Origin of the sequence: Oceaniradius stylonematis, assembly GCF_003149475.2 — a bacterium.
GTDB classification, from domain to species: domain Bacteria; phylum Pseudomonadota; class Alphaproteobacteria; order Rhizobiales; family Rhizobiaceae; genus Roseitalea; species Roseitalea stylonematis.
The window spans coordinates 1-19,750 of sequence record NZ_QFWV02000008.1 but is presented as its reverse complement, the minus strand read 5'-3'; the positions used below and the strand labels follow the sequence as shown (position 1 = coordinate 19,750).

Here is a 19,750-nt window from a genome sequence, read left to right as displayed (position 1 = left end):
TCCTTCCTATTCGGCCGGCGCGAGCGGCGCGTGGCCGGCCGGTTGCCGCCGGTTGGCGGTGGCGACGCCGATGGATGTGGCGATCATCGCCGAGATCAGGAACAGCACCGCCTCGCCGGTGAAGACGACGGCAAACGACAGGGCGACGTCGCCCGTCAGCCAGCGCGTGACGTCGATGGCGACGGTGCCGACGAACCCGCCAAGGCCGAAGGCGATCGCCTGCGCGGCGCCCCAGACCCCCATGCGGATGCCCTCGCGCGATTTGCGGCCCTGGCCGGCCAGCGTCATCATCGTGCCGATGGCGGCAACGGCGAACATGCCGTTGGCAAAACCGAGCGCGAAGACGTTGGCTTCAAGCGGCCAGGCGGGGGCGGCGCCCGCTGCAACGGCCAGAAAGCCAAGCGCCAGGCCGGAGCCGAGGCAGCCGGCCACGGTGAACAGTTTCAAAAGACCCGGCCGGCGCGCGGAAAACAGGCTGCCGATGATGCCGACAAAGGCCATGCCGAGGAACACGCCGGCGTGGTGCATGCCGCCAAGCGCGGTGGATTCGCCGGGCGTGTGGCCGAACAGGAGCCCCGCGAACGGCTCCAGTATGAGGTCCTGCGTCTGGTAGGCGAGCATCGAGACGAAGACGAAAACGGTGAAGATCCGAGCGGCCGGATCGTGCCAGATCTCGCGCAGCGCCTCGCCGAAGGTCGCGCTGTGCCGGTCCGCTTCGCCGGGATCGCGGATCTCGGCGGTGGTCCGCTCGATGCCGAGGACGGCAAGCGCGGCGATGGACAAGGCGATTGTGCCGGATATCGCGGTGATGATGACCAGCCGCATGTGCGAATAGGGGTCGAGGAAGACCGACGAGACGATCGCGGTGATCACGATGCCGGCGATCATCATCATCCAGACGAGCGTCGCCGCCGCGGGCCGCCGCTCGGGCGCGGTGCGGCTTGCCAGAAGCGCCAGAAGCGACGTGCCGGACGCGCCGATGCCAAAGCCGATGAATGTGAAGGCGACGAGCGCGGCGGTCATGCCGAGCCAGAAACCCTGTTCGAACAGGAGCGTCGTTGCCGCCGCCCCCGTGCCGGCAATCGCCAGCAGCGCGAGGCCGCCGAGAATCCAGCGTGTGCGGCTGCCGCCCCTGTCGGAGGCATGACCCCACAGGGGCCGTCCGAGCTGCACCGCATAATGCAGGCCGACCAGCATGCCGGGAACGACCGCGGCGAGCGAGAGTTCGACGACCATCACGCGGTTGAGCGTCGAGGTGGTCAGGACGACGATCGAGCCGAGCGCCGCCTGAACGAGGCCGAGCCGGACGATGGCAACCCAGGAAAGGCCCGGCGTGCGTGTCAGGAACAGGGCGCGGGTCTGGAACATCTTGTCGTGCCTCCTCAGACCGTTGGAGCTGTCGCCGCCCGCAAGGCGAACGCGGCGATCATCATGCCGGTGACGTAAAGGCCCACGCCGATGGCGCTGAACCAGACATCGAATTTGAGCGGGTTGCCCACGAAGCGGACCATGGCGCCGGCCTGGACCAGCAGCAGCACGGCAATCGCCGCGGCGTGCCATGGCATGGCAAGCGCGAAAAGGATGGCGATCACAATGGCTTGTGGAACCGCCATAACGAGGCTTGCGACAAGCGCGGCGCGCTTTGCGCCCAACTGTACGGGCAGGCTGCGCACGCCCATCTGCGTGTCGCCCTCGATCGCCTTGAAATCGTTGATCGTCATGATGCCGTGCGCGCCAAGGCCATAGAGGAGCGCGACCACGAGCACCGGGCCGGGCGGGAGCGTTCCGAGCGCGGCGGCGGCTGCCGTCATCCAGGGCAGGCTCTCATAGGAAAAGCCGACCGCGCCGTTGCCCCACCAGCCATTCAGCTTCAGGCGGAAGGGCGGCATGGAATAGGCCCAGGCGAACGCGATTCCGATCGTCGCCGCGACCAGGACCCACGGGCCGAGCAACGCCGCCACGGCAAATGAAAGGACGGTCCATATCAGCGCGATGTAAAGCCCCCAGCGGCCGGGCATGCGGCCCGACGGGATCACCCGGTCGGGCTCGTTGATCGCGTCGACATGGCGGTCGAACCAGTCGTTGATCGCCTGGCTGCCGCCGCAGATCAGCGGGCCGGCCAGGATGATGCCGCCAATGATGTAGGGCCAGCGTTCGGGGCTGACGGCGCCGACCGAAACCGTGCCGCAGGCATAGGCCCACATGGGGGGAAACCATGTGATGGGCTTGAGCAGCGCCAGCACCGCGCTCGGCGCGGGAAAGGCGGGCCGTGTCTGGGGTGCGGTGGTCGCGTCCATGCCGGAACGCTAAGTCTGACAGGCGAAAGTGTCAATCAGAATTGACAGTATGAACTGTCAAAAATGCGCGCCAGTTGACGCGGATGCAATGCCTAGCTGGATGCGTTGCCGAAATCCTCGAGACCGTGGCGGCGAAGCTTGATGTAAAGGCTCTGGCGCGACAGGCCGAGCATGTCGGCGGCCGAGGCCCGATTGTTGTCGGTCTGGCGCAGGGCCGCCTCGATGCACATCTTCTCGATGACATCGACCGCCTCGCGGATCAGGTCCTTGAGCGGCACGCGGCCGACCAGTTCTGCAAAGTCGGACGATCCGCTCTCGACGCCGGGCGCGGGCACGGCGAACTGGCTGTCGCGCCGGCTCGCTTCGGTGATGACGACGCCGATGCGCTGATCGTCGGCATCGCCGCTCATGCGCGCGGCGGACACGGCAACGGTTCGGGTGGTGCCCAGCTCGTCGCGGATGACGGTGGAGAACTGGCGGACTTGGCCTTCCTCGCGGACCCGCGACAGGAGCACCTGCAGATCGACCGAGGAGGCGCCGAGCCAGTTGTTGAGATTGCGGTCGACCACCAACGACTTGTTGAGGACGTGGATGAGGTCGAGGAACGGGTCGTTGGCGATGCTGATCATGCCTTTGCGGTCGATCAGCACCAGCGCCTCCGGGAAGCTGTCCAGCAGAGCGGTGTCGGCGCCCTCGGGGGCTGCATGGGCGCTGGCCGCGGCGGCGGGGACCAGCGACAGCATGAGGTTGCCGCGGCCGCTTTCGCGATAGGGTTCGATGACGCCGAGCAGCGGTTCGGGATGGCCGGCAGCTCGGAGCGTCAGGTTCTGCCGGGTGCCGCCGTGGCGCGCCGCATTCAGCGCATCGGTCAGTTTCGCGCGGTCCTCACGCTCGATCAGCTGCAGCACCGGCTTGTCGATGATGCGTTCGGCAGGCTGGTGCAGAAGGTTGGCGCCGGTCAGATTGATGTCGATGACCGCGTGGCTTTCGCCGTCGATGACGATGATCGCCTGCGCGGTCTTGTGGAAGATGGTCCGGTAGCGGCTCTCGGCGTCCCTGATCTTGCGATACTCGGTCTCCAGTTCGGCCTGGGTCCGCACGAGCTGCTGCTGCAGTTCGGACAGCTTTCGCATGTCCTCGCCCAGCGCCAGCCGCCACGGCATGCCTTCGACGGTCAGAAGCGTGTAGTCGACGGGCAGATCCTGCATGCCGGATGCGGGATGGTTGACCTGACGGCGCCTTGTCGTGCCGGTCTTGGCGTTTTCCTCGATCAGCGCGTCGATCTTGTCGACGCATTCGACGGTCACCGTGTCGCGCCAGGCGCGGCCGATCCAGTCGTCGATGCCGTAACGTTCGAGCGATGGGTCGCGATAGGCAACATCGATAATGTCGCCCTCGGCCGACAGGAGCAATGACACGTCGGCGCCGACGGAGGCGAGAAACGCACTCGCTTCAGGACCGGCTTGGTCGAAAAGCCGGGCGGACCGGCCGAAAATGCGATGATTGTGACGGGAGACCTGCTTTTCCATCAGCGCTCATCCGGCCCTTTCGATAGGCTCTTTTTTCGTTTCGCGGTCCGGTAATGCCGTCCGGACACGCCGGTCGGCCAGCAGGGATTCCGCAATGCCGATCGCGCCATAGGCCGTGTCGCACACTTGATCAACTCCCAGACGCACCATCCAGCGCCGGTTTGCGGTGCTGGCAACGCCGCCGGCGATGACGGCCGGGCGCTCGGCGGCCGGCATGGCATCGATCGCCGACATGGCCGCGGCGGCCATCCGGTCGAGTGCGCCGGTCGACCAGGACAGGCAGACCAGATCGTAGCGATGGCGCGTCAGGTGGCCGGCCAGGTCCGACGGCGTTTCCTGCTGGAGCATGCGGGTCACCCAACCGCGTGACCGGAACATCTCGTCGAGCACGCAATGGCCGAAATGGTGGTCCTCGCCCGCCGGAAAGGTCAGAAGGGCATGGCCGGTCTCGTTGCCGTCGGTGGGGCGCGGCGCGGTCGCCAGGGTCGTGCGCAGCAGTACCTGGAGACGGCCCATCGCCATCGTTACCGCCCAAAAGCTGCGCGTGTCGTCGCACCAGTCATCGCCGAGCGACCGGGCAACGCGCTCGAAGAGCATCAGCTTGGGCCGCGCCGCGGCTTCCTTGCGCAGAAGACGCCGGACGGCGGGATCGGCCGCGACATCGCCACGCTCGTAGAGGGCGGTCTTGATGCTGTCGATGAGGGCTGCGTCGGTCTCCGCGTCGGCGCCGTCGGCGCGCTGCGGATTGCCGAACCGGCGGCTGGTCCGTTCGAATATCGCGGTGCCGATGATCCGGTGGAACCGGTGCCGGTCGGTCCCGTTCAGCGCCGAGCCGCGCGAACCGCTGTAAAGATCGATTCGCGTGCCGGCATGCACATGGGCGCCGACCCGGTCGGCATCGATGGGCATGGGGTGTTCGTCGAACCCCGAAACGTCGTCTCGTTCTTCCGTCATGGCTTGTTACGCGGCGTGCCGCGTTCCCGATCGCGCATGAAGATGGCCACGCTACGCGGGCCCCGATTTTCCTGCCAGGGACGGCGACCGGTTATTGGCCGGCACCCGGCTTTGCGCTCGTGCGACCAACCCCAACGGATCAAGGATGGAACAGCGATGCGCGATTGTAAACAAAAATAAACGTCAATTAAAGTTGACACTTTGCAAAATGGCGGTCTAGATTTCTTCCCAGGTCAGGGAGGATGGCTTGAAGCCGTTGCGACGATGACGCGCCGAACCCGAAACAGCGCTGCATTCCAATTGTATACGCCCGAACAGCGCGTGCGCCGCGACAATTCGCGCTGGACGCTGGTGCAGGGCATACTCGCGCCCGTTCAGTTCGCTGTCTTCGCGGTCAGCCTGATCCTCATCCTTCGCTATCTTTGGACGGGCGAGGGGCTTTGGGCCGCCGATGTATCGATCATCGTCAAGACGATGGTGCTCTACGCCATCATGATCACCGGCGCGATCTGGGAGAAGGTCGTATTCGGCCGCTATCTGTTCGCGCCGGCCTTCTTCTGGGAAGATGTGTTTTCCATGGCGGTTCTGGCGCTGCACACCGCCTATCTGATTGCCACGCTGGGCGGTCTGCTGGCCCCGGTGCCGCTGATGGCGCTCGCGCTGGCGGCCTATGCCGCCTATGTGGTCAACGCGGCACAATTTGTGTGGAAACTGCGCCAGGCTCGGCTCGGCGACCCGAGAATTCAGGCGGGCAAGACCGGCGGCCTGCCGATGGGGGCGGCGTCATGAACCGGCACGTTCCCCCGCACATCGCCGCCGCCGAAGCTCGTGCGAACGGGGAAGGCGCCGCCGGCTGCACCGACGTTGCGCCGATCAAGCAGCGCGGCCAGCATGAAGTCTTCTGTGGGCTGACCTCGATCATCTGGCTGCACCGCAAGGTGCAGGACGCTTTCTTCCTGATCGTCGGCTCGCGCACCTGCGCCCATCTGATGCAGTCGGCGGCGGGCGTCATGATCTTCGCCGAGCCGCGATTCGGCACCGCGATCATCGACGATCGCGACCTGTCCGGCATGGCCGACATGTATGAGGAACTCGACAAGGTCGTCGATCGGCTGATCGCGCGGCGGCCCGATATCCGCATGCTCGTGCTTGTGGGCTCGTGCCCGTCCGAGGTGATCAAGCTCGATCTGGGCCGCGCCGCGCAAAAGCTCAATGCGCGCATGGCGCCCCATGTGCGGGTCCTGTCCTATTCGGGTTCGGGCATCGAAACGACCTTCACCCAGGGCGAGGACAATTTCCTGCATGCTCTGGTCGAGGCGACGCCGAAGGCCGCGCCGGACGCTCCGCGCCAGTTGCTGGTTGCCGGGTGCCTCGCCGATGTCGTCGAGGACCAGTTCACGCGCATCTTCAACGGTCTTGGCATCGACAATGTGCATTTCCTGCCGGCGCGTGCGGCTGGCGAGGTTCCGCCGATCGGCGCCAATACGACCGTGCTGATGGCACAGCCCTATCTGACCGAGACCGCCAAGCTGCTAGCCCGCAGGGGCGCCGACGTCTTGATCGCGCCGTTTCCGCTGGGCGAAGAGGGCACGACCGCCTGGCTCAGGGCGGCGGCGGACGCGTTCGACGTGCCGGGCGACCGGTTCGATGCGATCACCGGTGCCGGCCGTGAGCGCGCCGCCAAGGCGGTCTCGCTCTATCGTGAACGGCTCGAAGGCAAGCGCGTCTTCTTCTTCCCCGACAGCCAGATGGAGCCGTCGCTGGCGCGTTTCCTGTCGCGCGAGGCCGGCGCCGACATCCTCGAAGTGGGCACGCCCTATCTGAACAAGGGCCACATGGCGCCCGATCTGGCGCTGCTGCCCGATACGGTGCGGCTTGCCGAGGGGCAGGATGTCGACAAGCAGATCGACCGCTGCCGCGCCGACGATCCCGATTTGATCATTTGCGGCATGGGTCTTGGCAATCCGTTCGAGGCCGAGGGCCGCACCACCAAATGGTCGATCGAATTCGCCTTCACGCCGATCCAGGGCTACGAGCAGGCGGGCGATCTGGCCGAACTGTTTGCCCGGCCGATCCGCCGCCGCGATCTCCTTCAGGTGGAGGTCTGACATGCAGCTGACCGTCTGGACCTATGAGGGACCGCCGCATGTGGGGGCGATGCGCGTCGCCACCGGCATGAAGGGGCTGCATTACGTTCTGCACGCGCCGCAGGGCGACACCTATGCCGATCTTCTGTTCACGATGATCGAGCGGCGCAAGGAACGCCCGCCGGTCACCTACACGACCTTCCAGGCGCGCGATCTGGGCGCCGACACCGCCGAGATTTTCAAGACCGCCTGCAGGGAGGCCGTCGAGCGGTTCGACCCGCAGGCGATCATCGTCGGCGCATCGTGCACGGCCGAACTGATCCAGGACGATCCGGGCGGGCTCGCCAAGACGCTCGACCTGAACGTCCCGGTGATCCCGCTCGAACTGCCGTCCTACCAGAAGAAGGAAAACTGGGGCGCGGCGGAAACCTTCTTCCAGCTCGTGCGCGGGCTGGCCGGCGGGCGTACGCCCGAACCAAAGCCCGAAGGCGCGCCGAAGTCGTGCAACATTTTGGGGCCGACCGCGCTCGGCTTCCGCCATCGCGACGATGTCACCGAGATCACGCGGCTTTTGGGTGCGCTGGGCGTTGCGGTCAATGTGGTCGCGCCGATGGGCGCGACGCCGCACGATCTGACCCGGCTGCCGAACGCCGACTTCAACGTCGTGCTCTATCCCGAAATCGCCGGAACAGCGGCGCAATGGCTCAAGCGGACCTATCGGCAGCCCGTCGTCGAGACGGTGCCGATGGGCGTCAACGCGACTCGCGAATTCGTCCGCGAGGTGGCCGCGCTCACCGACACCGATCCCGAGCCGGTGATCGCCGAGGCGGACGAACGGTTTTCCTGGTACTCGCGGTCGATCGATTCCAACTATCTGACGGGCAAGCGGGTCTTCATCTTCGGCGATGCCACCCATGCGATTGCCGCCGCCCGGGTTGCCGAACACGAGCTGGGCTTCAAGGTCTGCGGCCTTGGCACCTACAGCCGCGAGTTCGCGCGCGACGTTCGCGCTGCGGCTCAGCAGTACGGTGTCGAAGCGCTCATCACCGACGATCATCTGGAGGTCGAGGACGCGATCGTTGCCGCCCAGCCCGAGCTGGTGCTCGGCACGCAGATGGAACGGCACATCGCCAAGCGCCTGAGGATCGGCTGCGCAGTGATCTCGGCGCCCGTCCATGTCCAGGATTTCCCGGCGCGCTATTCGCCCTTCATGGGGTTCGAGGGTGCGAACGTGATGTTCGACAGTTTCGTGCACCCGCTGGTCATGGGGCTGGAAGAGCATCTGCTGGGCATGTTCCGCGAGGACTTCGAATTCAACGACGGTGCGCAGGCCTCGCATCTGGCGGCATTGCATGCCGGGGCGAACCATGAGACCATCGAGATACCCGAAGCCCGGACCGCGCCTGATGATAAAACGCAGGATCTTGTGGCGAATGAAGGCATGGCGGCGAGCTTCGGGTCCCTGTCCTGGACAAGCGATGCCGAACAAGAGCTGAGGAAAATCCCGTTCTTCGTGCGCGGAAAAGCGCGTAGGAACACCGAACTGTTCGCGACCGAAAAAGGCGTGAACCCGATCACGATCGAGACGCTCTATGATGCAAAAGCCCATTTCGGCCGATGAGGTCGGTCGGGCCGCCGCATCACCTGCGGCGACACCGATCCGGATCACCATCGTCACCCTCGACAGCCACATGGCGTCGACCGTCGAGCGCGCGCGGGCGATCCTGCGCCGCGAGCTGCCGGGGCTTTCGCTGAGCCTTCATGCGGTGACCGAATGGGCGGGCGACGAGGACGCGATGGCGCGAGCCCGCGAGGACATCGCGGCCGCCGACATCGTCATCGCCAACATGGTTTTCCTCGAAGACCACATCAAGATGATCCAGCCATGGCTGGAAGAGGCCCGCGAGACCAACGACGTCATGGTCGGCACGCTGTCGGCGGCCGAGATCGTCAAGCTGACCAGGCTCGGCGAGTTCAACATGGCCAACCCGACCGGCGGCATGCTGGGCCTGCTCAAGCGCCTGCGCGGCAAGAAGACGAAATCCGGTTCGGCCGGCGCCGGGCAGATGAAGATGCTGCGGCAGATCCCCAAGCTGCTGCGCTTCATTCCGGGCAAGGCGCAGGATGTACGGGCCTACTTCCTGACCATGCAGTACATGCTGGCCGGCTCCGACGACAACATCGCAAACTTGGTCCGGTTCCTGATATCGCGCTACGCCAAGGGTCCGCGCGAGGTGCTGCGCACGATCGTCAAGCCCGCCGATCCGGCGATCTATCCCGATGTCGGGCTCTACCACCCCAAGCTGAAAGGCCGCGTGACCGACGATCTGGCCGCCTATGAGCGCGCCGCGGGCCGCAAGGGCAAGGCCGGCACTGTCGGCCTTCTGGTGATGCGCTCCTATGTCCTGGCCGACAACACCGCGCATTATGAAGGCGTCATCGACGCCTTGCAGGCCAAGGGCCTGAAGGTCGTCACCGCGTTCGCCTCCGGGCTCGATGCGCGGCCGGCAATCGAAAAATACTTCATGAGAGATGGCCGGGCCGCCGTCGACAGCGTGATCTCCCTGACCGGATTCTCGTTGGTCGGCGGTCCGGCCTACAATGACGCGGTGGCCGCCGAGGAGCTGCTGGGCAGGCTCGACGTGCCCTACATCTCGGCCTTTGCCAGCGAGTTCCAGAGCCTGCAGCAATGGGGCGGCGGCGAACAGGGGCTGACGCCGATCGAGGCGACCATCATGGTCTCGCTGCCCGAGATCGACGGCGCCACCGGACCGATCCTTTATGGCGGGCGCAATGACGGGTCGGGCCCGTGCGCCGGCTGTTCGCGGCGCTGCACCTTCGACAACCGGATCAATGGCCGCGACATGCAGTGCTGCCCCGACCGGGCCGAGATGCTGGCCGACCGGGTCGCAAAGATCGTCGCGCTGCGCCGGCGCGCGCGGGCCGACCGCAAGATCGCCGCGATCATCTACAATTTCCCGCCCAATGGCGGAGCGACGGGCACGGCTGCCTATCTGTCGGTCTTCCGCTCGCTGCACAACACGCTCAAGACGCTGAAGGCCGAGGGCTACAGCGTCGAGGTGCCTGAAAGCGCCGACGCGCTACGTGACATGATCCTGGGCGGAAATGCCGACAGCCACGGCACGCCGGCCAATGTCGCCGCGCGGATCGATGCGGACACCCATGTGCGGCGCGAGCCGTTCCTCGCCGAGATCGAGGCGCAGTGGGGCCCGGCGCCGGGCCGGCAGCAGACCGATGGCCGCGACATCTTCGTGATGGGCCACCATTTCGGCAATGTCTTCGTCGGGGTCCAGCCGGCCTTTGGCTATGAGGGCGACCCGATGCGCCTTCTGTTCGAGAAGGGCTTTGCGCCGACCCACGCGTTCGCCGCCTTCTACCGCTATCTGAAAGATGATTTCTGCGCCGATGCGGTGCTGCATTTCGGCACCCATGGCGCGCTCGAATTCATGCCGGGCAAGCATGCGGGCCTGTCCGGCGATTGCTGGCCGGACCGGCTGATCGGCGATCTGCCCAATCTCTATCTTTATGCGGCCAACAACCCGTCCGAGGGCGCGATCGCGCGGCGCCGGTCGGCGGCGACGCTGATCAGCCATCTGACGCCGCCGGTCGCCCATGCCGGGCTCTACAAGGGTCTGGCGGATCTCAAATCCACCATCGATCGGTGGCGCGGGCTCGAACCGCAGGCGGTCACCGAGCGCAACGAGCTTGCGATCGCCATCAAGGCGCAGGCCACCGCGCTCGATCTGGTGGCCGAAGACGCCGAATGGGGCGAGGGAGGCCATGCCGAAATCCCAAGCCTGATAAAGGATTTGGCCGAGTTCGAAGAGACTTTGATTCCGCATGGTCTTCATGTCGTCGGCGAGCCGGTTTCCGACGATGAACGCCGCGACCTGCTCGAAGCGGTCAATGTCGCGATGGGCGAAAACGGCGTCGGCGATCTGGGCATCGACGGGGCGCTGGAAGCCTATCAGCAGCAGGGCGGACGGGCATCCGAAGCGGTGCAGACCCTGGCGCGGCTCGATCACGATCTGCGGTCGGACCATGAACTGCCGGCGCTGGTCCATGCGCTCGATGGCGGCTACGTCCACCCCGTGTCAGGCGGCGATATCGTCCGCTCGCCGGCGATCGTGCCGACGGGCCGCAACGTGCACGGGTTCGACCCGTTCCGCCTGCCGAGCGCCTATGCGGTGCAGGACGGGCGCAAGCAGGCCGAATTGCTGGTCGCGCGCTTTGCCGCCGACAATGGCGGCGACCTGCCGAAATCGGTCGCCATGGTGCTTTGGGGCACGGACAACCTCAAGTCGGAGGGGGCACCGATCGCACAGGCGCTGGCGCTGATCGGCGCGGTGCCGCGGTTCGACGGGTTCGGCCGGCTGGCCGGCGCCGATCTGATGCCGCTCGACGAATTGGGCCGCGCCCGCATCGACGTTGTGATGACGCTTTCGGGCATCTTCCGCGATCTGATGCCGCTGCAGACGCGCCTTCTGGCCGATGCCAGCCTGCAGGCGGCGATGGCCGACGAACCGCTCGATCTCAACCCGATCCGGGCGCATGCGCTGACCTATGCCGAGCAGCACGACTGCGACATGGAAACCGCGGCGCTGCGGGTCTTCTCCAATGCGGCCGGCGCCTATGGCTCGAACGTCAACATGCTGATCGATTCGGGTGCCTGGGATGAGGAGGACGAGATCGCCGACACTTATACGCGCCGCAAGAGCTTCGCATATGGCAAGGACGGCAAGCCGGTGCAGCGCGCCGAGATGCTGGGCACGATCCTCAAGGATGTCGACGCGGCCTACCAGAACATCGAGTCCGTGGAGCTCGGCATCACCTCGATCGACCATTATTTCGATACGCTCGGCGGCATTTCGCGGGCGATCAGGAAGGCCGGCGGCGGCGACGCGCAGGTCTATGTGGGCGACCAGACCTCGGGCAAGGGCAAGGTGCGCACGCTCGACGAACAGGTTTCGCTGGAAACGCGCACGCGCACGCTGAACCCGAAATTCTACGAGGCGCTGCTCGACCATGGCTATGAGGGCGTCCGGCAGATCGAAAGCCAGGTGACCAACACGCTGGGGTGGTCGGCGACGACCGGCAAGGTCGCACCCTGGGTCTACAAGAACATCGCCGAAACCTTCGTGCTCGACGCGGAAATGCGCAAGCGGCTCGCCGATTTGAACCCGAAGGCCAGCGCCAAGCTGGCCGGGCGGCTGATCGAGGCGTCGGAGCGCGACTATTGGCAGCCGGACGAAGAAACCTGGCAAGCCCTGTGCGCGGCCAGCGAAGAGCTGGAAGACCGCGTCGAGGGAATCAACACCGTGGGAGTGGCCGCATGAACGTGTTTACCCATCCAAAGACCGCCGAGCGGGATGCCCGCGCGCTGGCCAAGGCCGCCGGCAGGGCGGAAAAGGGCGAGGACGGCGAGGGCAGCGTCCAGGTGCATCTGGACCCGACCATGGAGATCGACGGCGCCAAGGTGTTCGCCATTTACGGCAAGGGCGGCATCGGCAAGTCGACGACATCGTCGAACCTTTCGGTTGCGTTCTCCAAGATCGGCAAGCGCGTCCTTCAGATCGGCTGCGATCCCAAGCACGATTCCACCTTCACGCTGACCAAGAGCCTGATCCCGACGGTGATCGACATTCTCGAAGAAGTCGACTTCCACCCCGAGGAGCTGCGGCCGGAGGATTTCGTCTTTGAGGGCTATAATGGCGTGCAATGCGTCGAGGCGGGCGGACCGCCGGCCGGCACCGGCTGCGGCGGCTATGTGGTCGGCCAGACGGTCAAGCTGTTGAAGGAGCATCATCTGCTCGAAGACACCGACGTCGTCATCTTCGACGTTCTTGGCGATGTGGTCTGCGGCGGCTTCGCCTCGCCGCTCCAGCATGCCGAGCGGGCGCTGGTCGTCGCCGCCAACGACTTCGATTCCATCTTCGCGATGAACCGGATCGTCGCCGCCATCAAGGCCAAGTCGAAGAATTACGATGTCCGGCTCGGCGGCGTGATCGCCAACCGGTCGCGCGAGACCGACCAGATCGACCGTTACAACGACGCGATCGGCCTCAAGCGCCTGGCGCACATCCCCGACAGCGACGAGGTGCGCAAATCGCGCCTGAAGAAGTCGACCCTGTTCGAGATGGGCGATCATCCGGAGATCAAGGCGATCCAGGACGAATATCTGCAACTGGCCGAACAGCTCTGGGCCGGCACGGACGAATTGAAGGCCGAGCCGATGAAGGACCGCGACATTTTCGATTTTCTGGGGTTCGACTGAGATGACGACCGCGGACGTCCATAGCGGAACATACGCCAAGCGGCGTGGCGAGCTGGAGGTCTATTTCGACCGGACGGCGGTCGATGGCTGGAAGAAGCTGGTGACCGACGAAAAGGTCAGCCGCATCCGCCAGACGGTGCGCGAGGGCCGGGACCGGATGCGCGCAACGCTTCTGTCCTGTCTGCCGGACGATCTTTCCGGCTGGCGCGTGCTCGATGCGGGATGCGGCTCGGGCGTCGCCTCGTTCGAACTGGCGCGGCGCGGCGCCGATGTGCTCGGCATCGATCTGTCCGAACAGATGGTCGGATTTGCGCGCGACCGTCTTGCCGAGATCGAGCGCAAGGAGCCTGTGGCCGGGACAGCGCGATTTGTGGCCGGCGACATGCTGTCGGCCGACCATGGCCGCTTCGATGCGGTGTTCGCGATGGATTCGCTGATTCATTACCGCACCGACGACGCGGTCGCGGCCATCGCCGCGCTCGGCCAGCGCACAGAGCGGGCCATGGTGTTCACGATCGCGCCGCGCACGCCGATGCTGGCCGCCATGCACGCCATCGGGCAGATGTTTCCGCGCAGCGACCGCTCGCCGGGCATCGAGCCGGTGCGGCCCGACCGGCTGTCGGGCATGCTCGAGGCGCGCGACGACATGGCAGGCTGGCGCATGGGGCGCACCACGCGCATTTCAAGCGGCTTTTACATTTCGCAGGCAATGGAGGTGCGGCGCTGATGGCGTTTGGCGGCATCCATTATCCGCGCAGGAAGCGTTCGGCCTGGTCGATGTGGCAGAATGTCGGCCCGCGATGGCTGCCGTTCGCCGATGCCGCCACCGAGGATCTGCCGCTCGGCCGGCTGCTGCGTCTTTGCATGTTCCAGATCTCCGTCGGCATGGCCACGGTGCTGCTGACAGGCACTCTGAACCGGGTGATGATCGTCGAACTGGGCGTCGCCACCAGCCTTGTGGCGGCGATGATCGCCATTCCGGTCCTTGCCGCACCGTTCCGCGTCCTGATCGGCTACCGGTCGGACACGTTCAAGTCGGTGCTGGGCTGGCGCCGGGTTCCCTATATCTGGCTGGGTTCGATGCTGCAGTTCGGCGGCCTCGCCATCATGCCGTTCGCGCTGCTGTTGCTGCAATCGCAGACCACCGGCCCCGAATGGGCCGGGCCCGCCGGTGCCGCGCTCGCCTTCCTTCTGACAGGCATCGGCATGCACATGACGCAGACCGCGGGGCTTGCGCTCGCCACCGATCTTGCCGCGCCCGACAACCGGCCGCGCGTCGTCGCGCTGGCCTATGTGATGCTGCTGGTCGGCATGATGGTCAGCGCGGTTGCGTTCGGCTGGATGCTGGCCGACTTCGACGCGATCACGCTGATCCGCGTGGTGCAGGGCGCGGCGGTCGCAACGCTTGTCATCAACGGCATCGCGCTGTGGAAGCAGGAGCCGCGCAACGCCGAGCTGACCCGCGCCGACCGTGCCGTTCCCACCTTCCGCGAAGCCTTCACCGGCTATTGCAAGGACGACCGCACCGTGCGCCTTCTGGTGGCCGTGGCGCTGGGCGCCGCCGGCTTTGCCATGCAGGACGTTCTGCTCGAGCCCTATGGCGGCGAGGTGCTGGGCCTTTCGGTCTCGGCGACCACGCTTTTGACCGCGATATGGGCTGCCGGCACACTCGTCGGCTTCGCGTTGGCAGGCCGCTGGCTGGCCATGGGCCGCGACATGTACCGTCTGGCCGGGCTTGGCGCGATGATCGGGGTCGTCGCCTTTTCCGCCGTCGTTTTCGCCGAGCCGCTGCAATCGCCGACGCTGTTCCGCATCGGCACCGCGCTGATCGGGCTGGGCGGTGGCCTGTTCGCCGTCTGCACCATGCTGGCGGCGATGGAGGTTTCCGACACCACCGACAGCGGGATTGCCATCGGCGCCTGGGGCGCGGTGCAGGCGACCGCGATCGGGGTCGGCCTGGCGCTTGGCGGTTTCATCCGCGACGCGGTCAATTTCGCCGTCGAGGCGGGCATGACCGGATCGGCGCTTTCGGCACCGGCCGCCGGTTACGGCGTCGTCTATCACATCGAAATCGGTCTGTTGTTTGCGAGCCTCGTGGCGCTCGGCCCGCTGGTCGGGCGTGCACGCCGCCGCAGCACGGACCATCAACCAATCCGCCGGTTCGGCATCGCCGAACTGCCCGGATGAACCATGAACCAGGAGAACAACCATGGTTGAAATCACAGGGTACATCGATGTCGCGCAAGTGACGCTCTACGTGTTCTGGGTGTTCTTTGCCGGCCTCATCTTCTACCTGCAGCGTGAGAGCCGCCGCGAGGGCTTCCCGCTGGAAGACGATGCGNGGCAAAAAGGACGGCGATTCCTGGCTGTTCACCCCGGCGCCCAAGGCATTCCATCTTGCCCATGGCCATGGCGTCGTGCACGCGCCCAACGGCCGGGGCGATGCCAATGCGGACCCGGCCAATCTGAAAGGCGCGCAGGTCGGCCAGTTCTCCGGCGCGCCGTGGCAGCCTGAAAACGACATGCCGATGCTCGACGGCATCGGCCCCGGCGCCTGGACCGCGCGGGCGAACGTGCCCGACATGCTGCACAATGGCGCTCCGAAGATCGTGCCGATGCGCGAGGACGCGACGATCACCATCGCTGAGGGCGACATGGATCCGCGCGGCCTGCGCGTCGTCGGCTGCGACAGCATCGTCGCCGGCCGGGTCACCGATGTCTGGGTCGACCGGATGGAGCACATGATCCGGTTCCTTGAGATCGAGACGGAAGTCGGCGACGCGCCGCGGCGCGTGCTGGTGCCGATGAACTTCGTCGTCGTCAAAACCCCGCGCGACCGCGAGAAGGTCTTTTACGTGCATGCGATCACCGGCGAACAGTTCGCCATGGTGCCGGGCACCAAAAAGAAGAAAGAGATCACGCTGCTCGAGGAAGAGAAGATCATGGCCTATTTCGGCGCCGGTCTGCTCTATGCGACGCCGGAGCGTCAGGAGGCCTACATATGACAGGCTTCATCGCTCCAGAGTTCGACGAAGGCGCCAATAACGGCCTTCCGGGGCCGCTGCCCGCCGGCGAGCATATCATCTGGCAGGGCCGTCCGAACGCCCGTGCAGTGGGCCGCCATGTGATGAAGACGCGCTGGATCGCCGCCTATTTCGGCGTGATGCTGGCATGGCTGCTGATCACCGGCTTCTATTTCGGCCGTGCCGCGGACGATATCGTCGTCTCGCTCGTGATCATGGCGGCGGCCGGCGCGATCGTTGTCGGGCTATTCGAATGGTACGCCTGGGGCGTCCACAGGACGACGATCTACACGATCACGACCCGGCGCATCGTTATGAAGTTCGGCGTGGCCCTGCCGACGGCGTTCAACCTGCCTTTCTCGGAGATCGAGGCCGTCGACGTGCGCAAGCGGGCCGGCGGCAGCGGGGACATCGCGCTGCGCTTCAAGCCCGATGTGCGGCTGGCATGGCTTGTCTTCTGGCCGCATGTGCGCGGCCTGCGCATGGGCCGCCCCGAGCCGCAGATGATCGGCCTCGACGATGTGTCCGAGGTGACGGACCTGCTGTCGACGCAGCTCCACGCCCATCTGGCGCGCACGCATGCGGTCGACGAGGCTCCGGTCGCAACGGTCGAGGGCGGTCTTTCCGCCTTCCCGCAGGCGGCGGAATAGGAGACTGAGATGAGCGGTATCCCGGCCAGCGACCATCGGCACCAGCACGGAACGGCAGTCAAGTGGGTTCCCCTGTTGATGGGTGCCGGTCTGGTTGCGTTCACGCTCATCTCGGTCACCTTCGCCAATCTGACCGGGCATGGCGTCGTTCACACGGGCGCCAATGCGATCGTCGACACGGGCCATGTCATGGTCCGGCGCGATGTGTCCGGCACCATCCATGTCGTCGACCCGGCGACGGACACGACCATCGCGTCCTACCCGAAGGCACGCGACCAGTTTCTTGCCGGCGCGCTGCGCTCCCTTCAGCGGATGCGCGGCCCGGCGAGTGAAGAAAGCACCCGCACCTTTGCGGTGCTGCGCATCGGCAGCGGCTCGGTCTTCCTGGAGGACACAAAGACCGGCGACCGCATCAGCCTGAATGCGTTCAACCGCGCGGAATCGCTGGCCTTGGCCGAGCGTGTCGCCGCGCACAATGGAGGACAGAAATGAGTTTGATCGGTCTGATCGCCCGGACGCGGGAAGATGTGCCGTGTACGGTCGAAATCAACAACACGTTCGAGCAGTTGGGCGCGCATCTGCGTTTCGACAATGGCGTGGGCGTCGAACCCGGCGACGAGGTGCTCGTGCATGGCGCGCCGGTCTCGGTGCCCTATGGCGAGACCGCCACGTTCGAACGCACCGCCACCATTACCCGCGCCAGCGCCCTTGAACGGGCATGGACCCGCGCGACGGGCGATTTCGAATTCATGGAGCTGTGCGAGTTCAGCTTCTCCGAGGAGGCTGCGCTATGAACACCCATGTCGATACGCCGATCGCCGGCAAGAAGGCCGCCGCGCCGCTCGAGGCGCAGAACGAGACCACCCGCATGGCGCACGAGACGACCATGCTCAATCCGCGCTTCTACACCACCGATTTCGACGAGATGGACAGGATCGACGTCACGCCGGTGCGCGCCGAATGGGACGCGCTGATGGACGAGTTGCGCTCGGACCCCAACAAGGGCCATTTCAAGCGCAATGAGGACTGGGACGACATCGACATCGATGCGCTGCCCGATGAACTGCGCAAGGAGTTCATCGACTTCCTCGTCTCCTCGCTGACCGCCGAGTTTTCCGGCTGCGTGCTCTACAAGGAGATGAAGCGGCGCGGCACGAACAAGGAAATCTGCGAGTTGTTCGGCCATATGAGCCGTGACGAAAGCCGCCATGCCGGCTTCATCAACGACGCGCTCAAGGAGTTCAATATCGGGGTCAATATGGGCTTTCTGGCCAAGGCCAAGAAGTACACCTATTTCCGGCCGAAGTTCATCTATTACGCGACATACCTGTCCGAGAAGATCGGCTATGCGCGTTACATCACCATCTTCCGGCATCTGGAAAAGCACCCCGACAAGCGCTTCCATCCGATCTTCAAATGGTTCGAGGAATGGTGCAACGACGAGTTCCGCCATGGCGAGGCGTTCTCGCTTCTGATGCGGGCCGATCCGAAGCTGCTGGAAGGCCGCAACAAGCTGTGGATCAAGTTCTTCCTGCTGGCGGTCTTCGTGACCATGCATGTGCGCGACTATCAGCGCCCGGCGTTCCACGAGGCGCTCGGTGTCGATATCGACGATTACGACTGGAAGGTCTTCCGCCTGACGACGGAGATTTCAAAGCAGGTCTTCCCGGTCATGCTCGATCTGGACAATCCCGCTCTGGTCGCCGGCTTCAAGCGCATGGTTGCCATCAACGATGCGATGGCAAGGGCGCATGCGCAGGGCGGGGTGGCCGGCCGGATCAAGAAGGGCTGGCACGGGCTGCGCGCCGGGGTCAATTTCGCCCGGCTCTACATGATCCCGACGCTGTCCAACGAGATCCCGGCAACCAGCCGGCTGCAGCCGGTCTGGTAGGGGGCGACGATGGGTCTGGCACTTGCCGCATTCGCCGTTGCCGTGACCGCCTGGTGGCTCGCCACCGGCGCGGTCATCGTGGCGGCGCGCCGGCCGGTGCCCGACCCGCTCTACATGCTGATCCCGGCGTCGGCGCTTGGCGTTGCCGGGATCGCGATTGCGCTTGCGACCGCATCCAGCCTTTCGGTCGCGGCGGTCTATGGCGCCTTTTTCGCCGCGCTGTTGATCTGGGCGTTTCACGAAATCAGTTTCCTGACGGGCCATGTGACGGGGCCACGCAAGACGCGATTGCCCGTCGGAACGCGTGGCCGACATCGCTTCCGCCTGGCCTGGGCGGCGGTGCGCGATCACGAACTGGCGCTGTTCGCCACCGGCGCGGTGCTCTTGGCGGTGCTGTGGGGCGCTGCCAATCCGTTTTGCTGGATGGTCTTCGCGCTGATGTGGGTCATGCGTCTTCTGACCAAGCTGAACGTCTTTCTGGGCGCGCCGAACGCGGTCAGCGAGATCCTGCCGGCGCGCATGGNCCTATCTGACCAGCTATTTCCGCACCGACCGGGTGCACGCATTCTTCATCGTATCGGTCGTCATCGTCACGGGGCTGCTGACGGCGAGCGTCTATATGGCCGCCACTTCCGCCGATCCGGCGGCGATCACAGGATGGTCGCTGATGGCGGCGTTCGCGTTTCTGGGTCTGGTCGAACATCTGTTCCTGGTCCTTCCGGTGCGCGACGCCGCGCTCTGGAGCTGGGCGACGGGGCGCACCGGATCGGGCTTCATCCGCCGCGGCCAGGGCGCCGCCAAGCAATTGCAATCATCACAAGAAGACGGCCGCGTTGCCAAAAGCGCAGCGCCGGCCACGGGTTGAAAGGGGAACCGTCATGGACAATTTCGAGCAGCATTTTGAAAGGGCGCTCTCCGGTTTGCACGATGGAGGCAACTACCGTGTTTTTGCGGAGCTTGAGCGCCAGCGCGGGTGTTTTCCGCGTGCGACGCGGCACCGCGGGGACGGCTCGACCCACGATGT

General features: G+C 65.6%; 16 protein-coding genes and 2 pseudogenes. 14 read left to right on the top strand and 4 right to left on the bottom strand.

Features of this window, described 5'->3' with window-relative positions:
• Positions 1–6: 6 nt before the first annotated feature.
• The 4 genes from DEM25_RS13265 to DEM25_RS13250 form a co-directional block, all read right to left on the bottom strand.
• The gene (locus tag DEM25_RS13265) at positions 7–1,368 is read right to left on the bottom strand and encodes a BCD family MFS transporter (protein ID WP_109766225.1); all 1,362 of its coding nucleotides are present in this window, start codon (positions 1,366–1,368) and stop codon (positions 7–9) included.
• Between the two features lie 14 nt (positions 1,369–1,382).
• Positions 1,383–2,297, bottom strand: coding sequence for a chlorophyll synthase ChlG (gene chlG, locus DEM25_RS13260; RefSeq protein WP_109766224.1), 915 nt, complete (start codon positions 2,295–2,297; stop codon positions 1,383–1,385).
• A gap of 92 nt (positions 2,298–2,389) precedes the next feature.
• Entirely contained in the window at positions 2,390–3,826 is a 1,437-nt protein-coding gene (ppsR, locus tag DEM25_RS13255) for a transcriptional regulator PpsR (RefSeq protein ID WP_109766223.1), read from the bottom strand.
• A gap of 6 nt (positions 3,827–3,832) precedes the next feature.
• Complete coding sequence (locus tag DEM25_RS13250; protein ID WP_109766222.1) at positions 3,833–4,780, bottom strand: hypothetical protein; 948 nt, start codon at positions 4,778–4,780, stop codon at positions 3,833–3,835.
• Between the two features lie 264 nt (positions 4,781–5,044).
• On the opposite strand from DEM25_RS13250, the gene bchF reads away from it, so the two are divergent.
• The 14 genes and pseudogenes from bchF (at position 5,045) to DEM25_RS18450 (ending at position 19,591) form a co-directional block, all read left to right on the top strand.
• Positions 5,045–5,569 (top strand): 2-vinyl bacteriochlorophyllide hydratase, encoded by a 525-nt coding sequence (gene bchF / locus DEM25_RS13245; protein WP_109766221.1) that lies wholly within the window; start codon positions 5,045–5,047, stop codon positions 5,567–5,569.
• A complete protein-coding gene (locus DEM25_RS13240; RefSeq protein WP_109766220.1) occupies positions 5,566–6,888 on the top strand; it encodes a ferredoxin:protochlorophyllide reductase (ATP-dependent) subunit N in 1,323 nt (440 codons plus the stop codon). The genes bchF and DEM25_RS13240 overlap by 4 nt, the downstream gene beginning before the upstream one ends.
• A 1-nt stretch (position 6,889) precedes the next feature.
• On the top strand, positions 6,890–8,488 hold the full coding sequence (gene bchB, locus DEM25_RS13235) for a ferredoxin:protochlorophyllide reductase (ATP-dependent) subunit B (protein WP_109766219.1): 1,599 nt from the start codon (positions 6,890–6,892) through the stop codon (positions 8,486–8,488).
• The gene (locus DEM25_RS13230; protein WP_109766446.1) at positions 8,463–12,224 is read left to right on the top strand and encodes a magnesium chelatase subunit H; all 3,762 of its coding nucleotides are present in this window, start codon (positions 8,463–8,465) and stop codon (positions 12,222–12,224) included. Before bchB ends, DEM25_RS13230 begins: the two co-directional genes overlap by 26 nt.
• Positions 12,221–13,162, top strand: a complete 942-nt coding sequence (gene bchL, locus DEM25_RS13225) for a ferredoxin:protochlorophyllide reductase (ATP-dependent) iron-sulfur ATP-binding protein (protein WP_109766218.1) — start codon at positions 12,221–12,223, stop codon at positions 13,160–13,162. Before DEM25_RS13230 ends, bchL begins: the two co-directional genes overlap by 4 nt.
• Before the next feature lies 1 nt (position 13,163).
• Positions 13,164–13,889 carry a magnesium protoporphyrin IX methyltransferase gene (bchM, locus tag DEM25_RS13220; RefSeq protein ID WP_109766217.1) on the top strand — a complete coding sequence of 242 codons (726 nt, stop codon included), beginning with the start codon at positions 13,164–13,166 and terminating at the stop codon, positions 13,887–13,889.
• Positions 13,889–15,349, top strand: coding sequence for a BCD family MFS transporter (locus tag DEM25_RS13215; RefSeq protein ID WP_420578836.1), 1,461 nt, complete (start codon positions 13,889–13,891; stop codon positions 15,347–15,349). Before bchM ends, DEM25_RS13215 begins: the two co-directional genes overlap by 1 nt.
• Positions 15,350–15,371: 22 nt before the next feature.
• Positions 15,372–16,167 (top strand): annotated as a pseudogene (gene puhA, locus DEM25_RS13210) (photosynthetic reaction center subunit H).
• Entirely contained in the window at positions 16,164–16,835 is a 672-nt protein-coding gene (gene puhB / locus DEM25_RS13205; RefSeq protein WP_109766215.1) for a photosynthetic complex putative assembly protein PuhB, read from the top strand. Before puhA ends, puhB begins: the two are co-directional and overlap by 4 nt.
• 9 nt (positions 16,836–16,844) lie before the next feature.
• On the top strand, positions 16,845–17,327 hold the full coding sequence (puhC, locus tag DEM25_RS13200) for a photosynthetic complex assembly protein PuhC (protein ID WP_109766214.1): 483 nt from the start codon (positions 16,845–16,847) through the stop codon (positions 17,325–17,327).
• Positions 17,324–17,629, top strand: a complete 306-nt coding sequence (locus DEM25_RS13195) for an O2-dependent cyclase accessory protein (RefSeq protein WP_109766213.1) — start codon at positions 17,324–17,326, stop codon at positions 17,627–17,629. Before puhC ends, DEM25_RS13195 begins: the two co-directional genes overlap by 4 nt.
• Positions 17,626–18,726, top strand: coding sequence for a magnesium-protoporphyrin IX monomethyl ester (oxidative) cyclase (gene acsF, locus DEM25_RS13190; protein WP_109766212.1), 1,101 nt, complete (start codon positions 17,626–17,628; stop codon positions 18,724–18,726). Before DEM25_RS13195 ends, acsF begins: the two co-directional genes overlap by 4 nt.
• A gap of 9 nt (positions 18,727–18,735) precedes the next feature.
• Positions 18,736–19,218 (top strand): annotated as a pseudogene (locus tag DEM25_RS18215) (DUF3623 family protein); the annotation flags it as partial.
• Between the two features lie 64 nt (positions 19,219–19,282).
• Positions 19,283–19,591, top strand: coding sequence for a DUF3623 family protein (locus DEM25_RS18450; RefSeq protein ID WP_369406361.1), 309 nt, complete (start codon positions 19,283–19,285; stop codon positions 19,589–19,591).
• The last annotated feature ends 159 nt before the right edge of the window (positions 19,592–19,750 follow it).

Excerpts from the sequence above, each read along its gene's own strand:
- DEM25_RS13265 (WP_109766225.1), bottom strand. The coding sequence starts at position 1,368 with ATGTTCCAGACCCGCGCCCTGTTCCTGACACGCACGCCGGGCCTTTCC.
- chlG (WP_109766224.1), bottom strand. The coding sequence starts at position 2,297 with ATGGACGCGACCACCGCACCCCAGACACGGCCCGCCTTTCCCGCGCCG.
- ppsR (WP_109766223.1), bottom strand. The coding sequence starts at position 3,826 with ATGGAAAAGCAGGTCTCCCGTCACAATCATCGCATTTTCGGCCGGTCC.
- DEM25_RS13250 (WP_109766222.1), bottom strand. The coding sequence starts at position 4,780 with ATGACGGAAGAACGAGACGACGTTTCGGGGTTCGACGAACACCCCATG.
- bchF (WP_109766221.1), top strand. The coding sequence starts at position 5,045 with ATGACGCGCCGAACCCGAAACAGCGCTGCATTCCAATTGTATACGCCC.
- DEM25_RS13240 (WP_109766220.1), top strand. The coding sequence starts at position 5,566 with ATGAACCGGCACGTTCCCCCGCACATCGCCGCCGCCGAAGCTCGTGCG.
- bchB (WP_109766219.1), top strand. The coding sequence starts at position 6,890 with ATGCAGCTGACCGTCTGGACCTATGAGGGACCGCCGCATGTGGGGGCG.
- DEM25_RS13230 (WP_109766446.1), top strand. The coding sequence starts at position 8,463 with ATGCAAAAGCCCATTTCGGCCGATGAGGTCGGTCGGGCCGCCGCATCA.
- bchL (WP_109766218.1), top strand. The coding sequence starts at position 12,221 with ATGAACGTGTTTACCCATCCAAAGACCGCCGAGCGGGATGCCCGCGCG.
- bchM (WP_109766217.1), top strand. The coding sequence starts at position 13,164 with ATGACGACCGCGGACGTCCATAGCGGAACATACGCCAAGCGGCGTGGC.
- DEM25_RS13215 (WP_420578836.1), top strand. The coding sequence starts at position 13,889 with ATGGCGTTTGGCGGCATCCATTATCCGCGCAGGAAGCGTTCGGCCTGG.
- puhB (WP_109766215.1), top strand. The coding sequence starts at position 16,164 with ATGACAGGCTTCATCGCTCCAGAGTTCGACGAAGGCGCCAATAACGGC.
- puhC (WP_109766214.1), top strand. The coding sequence starts at position 16,845 with ATGAGCGGTATCCCGGCCAGCGACCATCGGCACCAGCACGGAACGGCA.
- DEM25_RS13195 (WP_109766213.1), top strand. The coding sequence starts at position 17,324 with ATGAGTTTGATCGGTCTGATCGCCCGGACGCGGGAAGATGTGCCGTGT.
- acsF (WP_109766212.1), top strand. The coding sequence starts at position 17,626 with ATGAACACCCATGTCGATACGCCGATCGCCGGCAAGAAGGCCGCCGCG.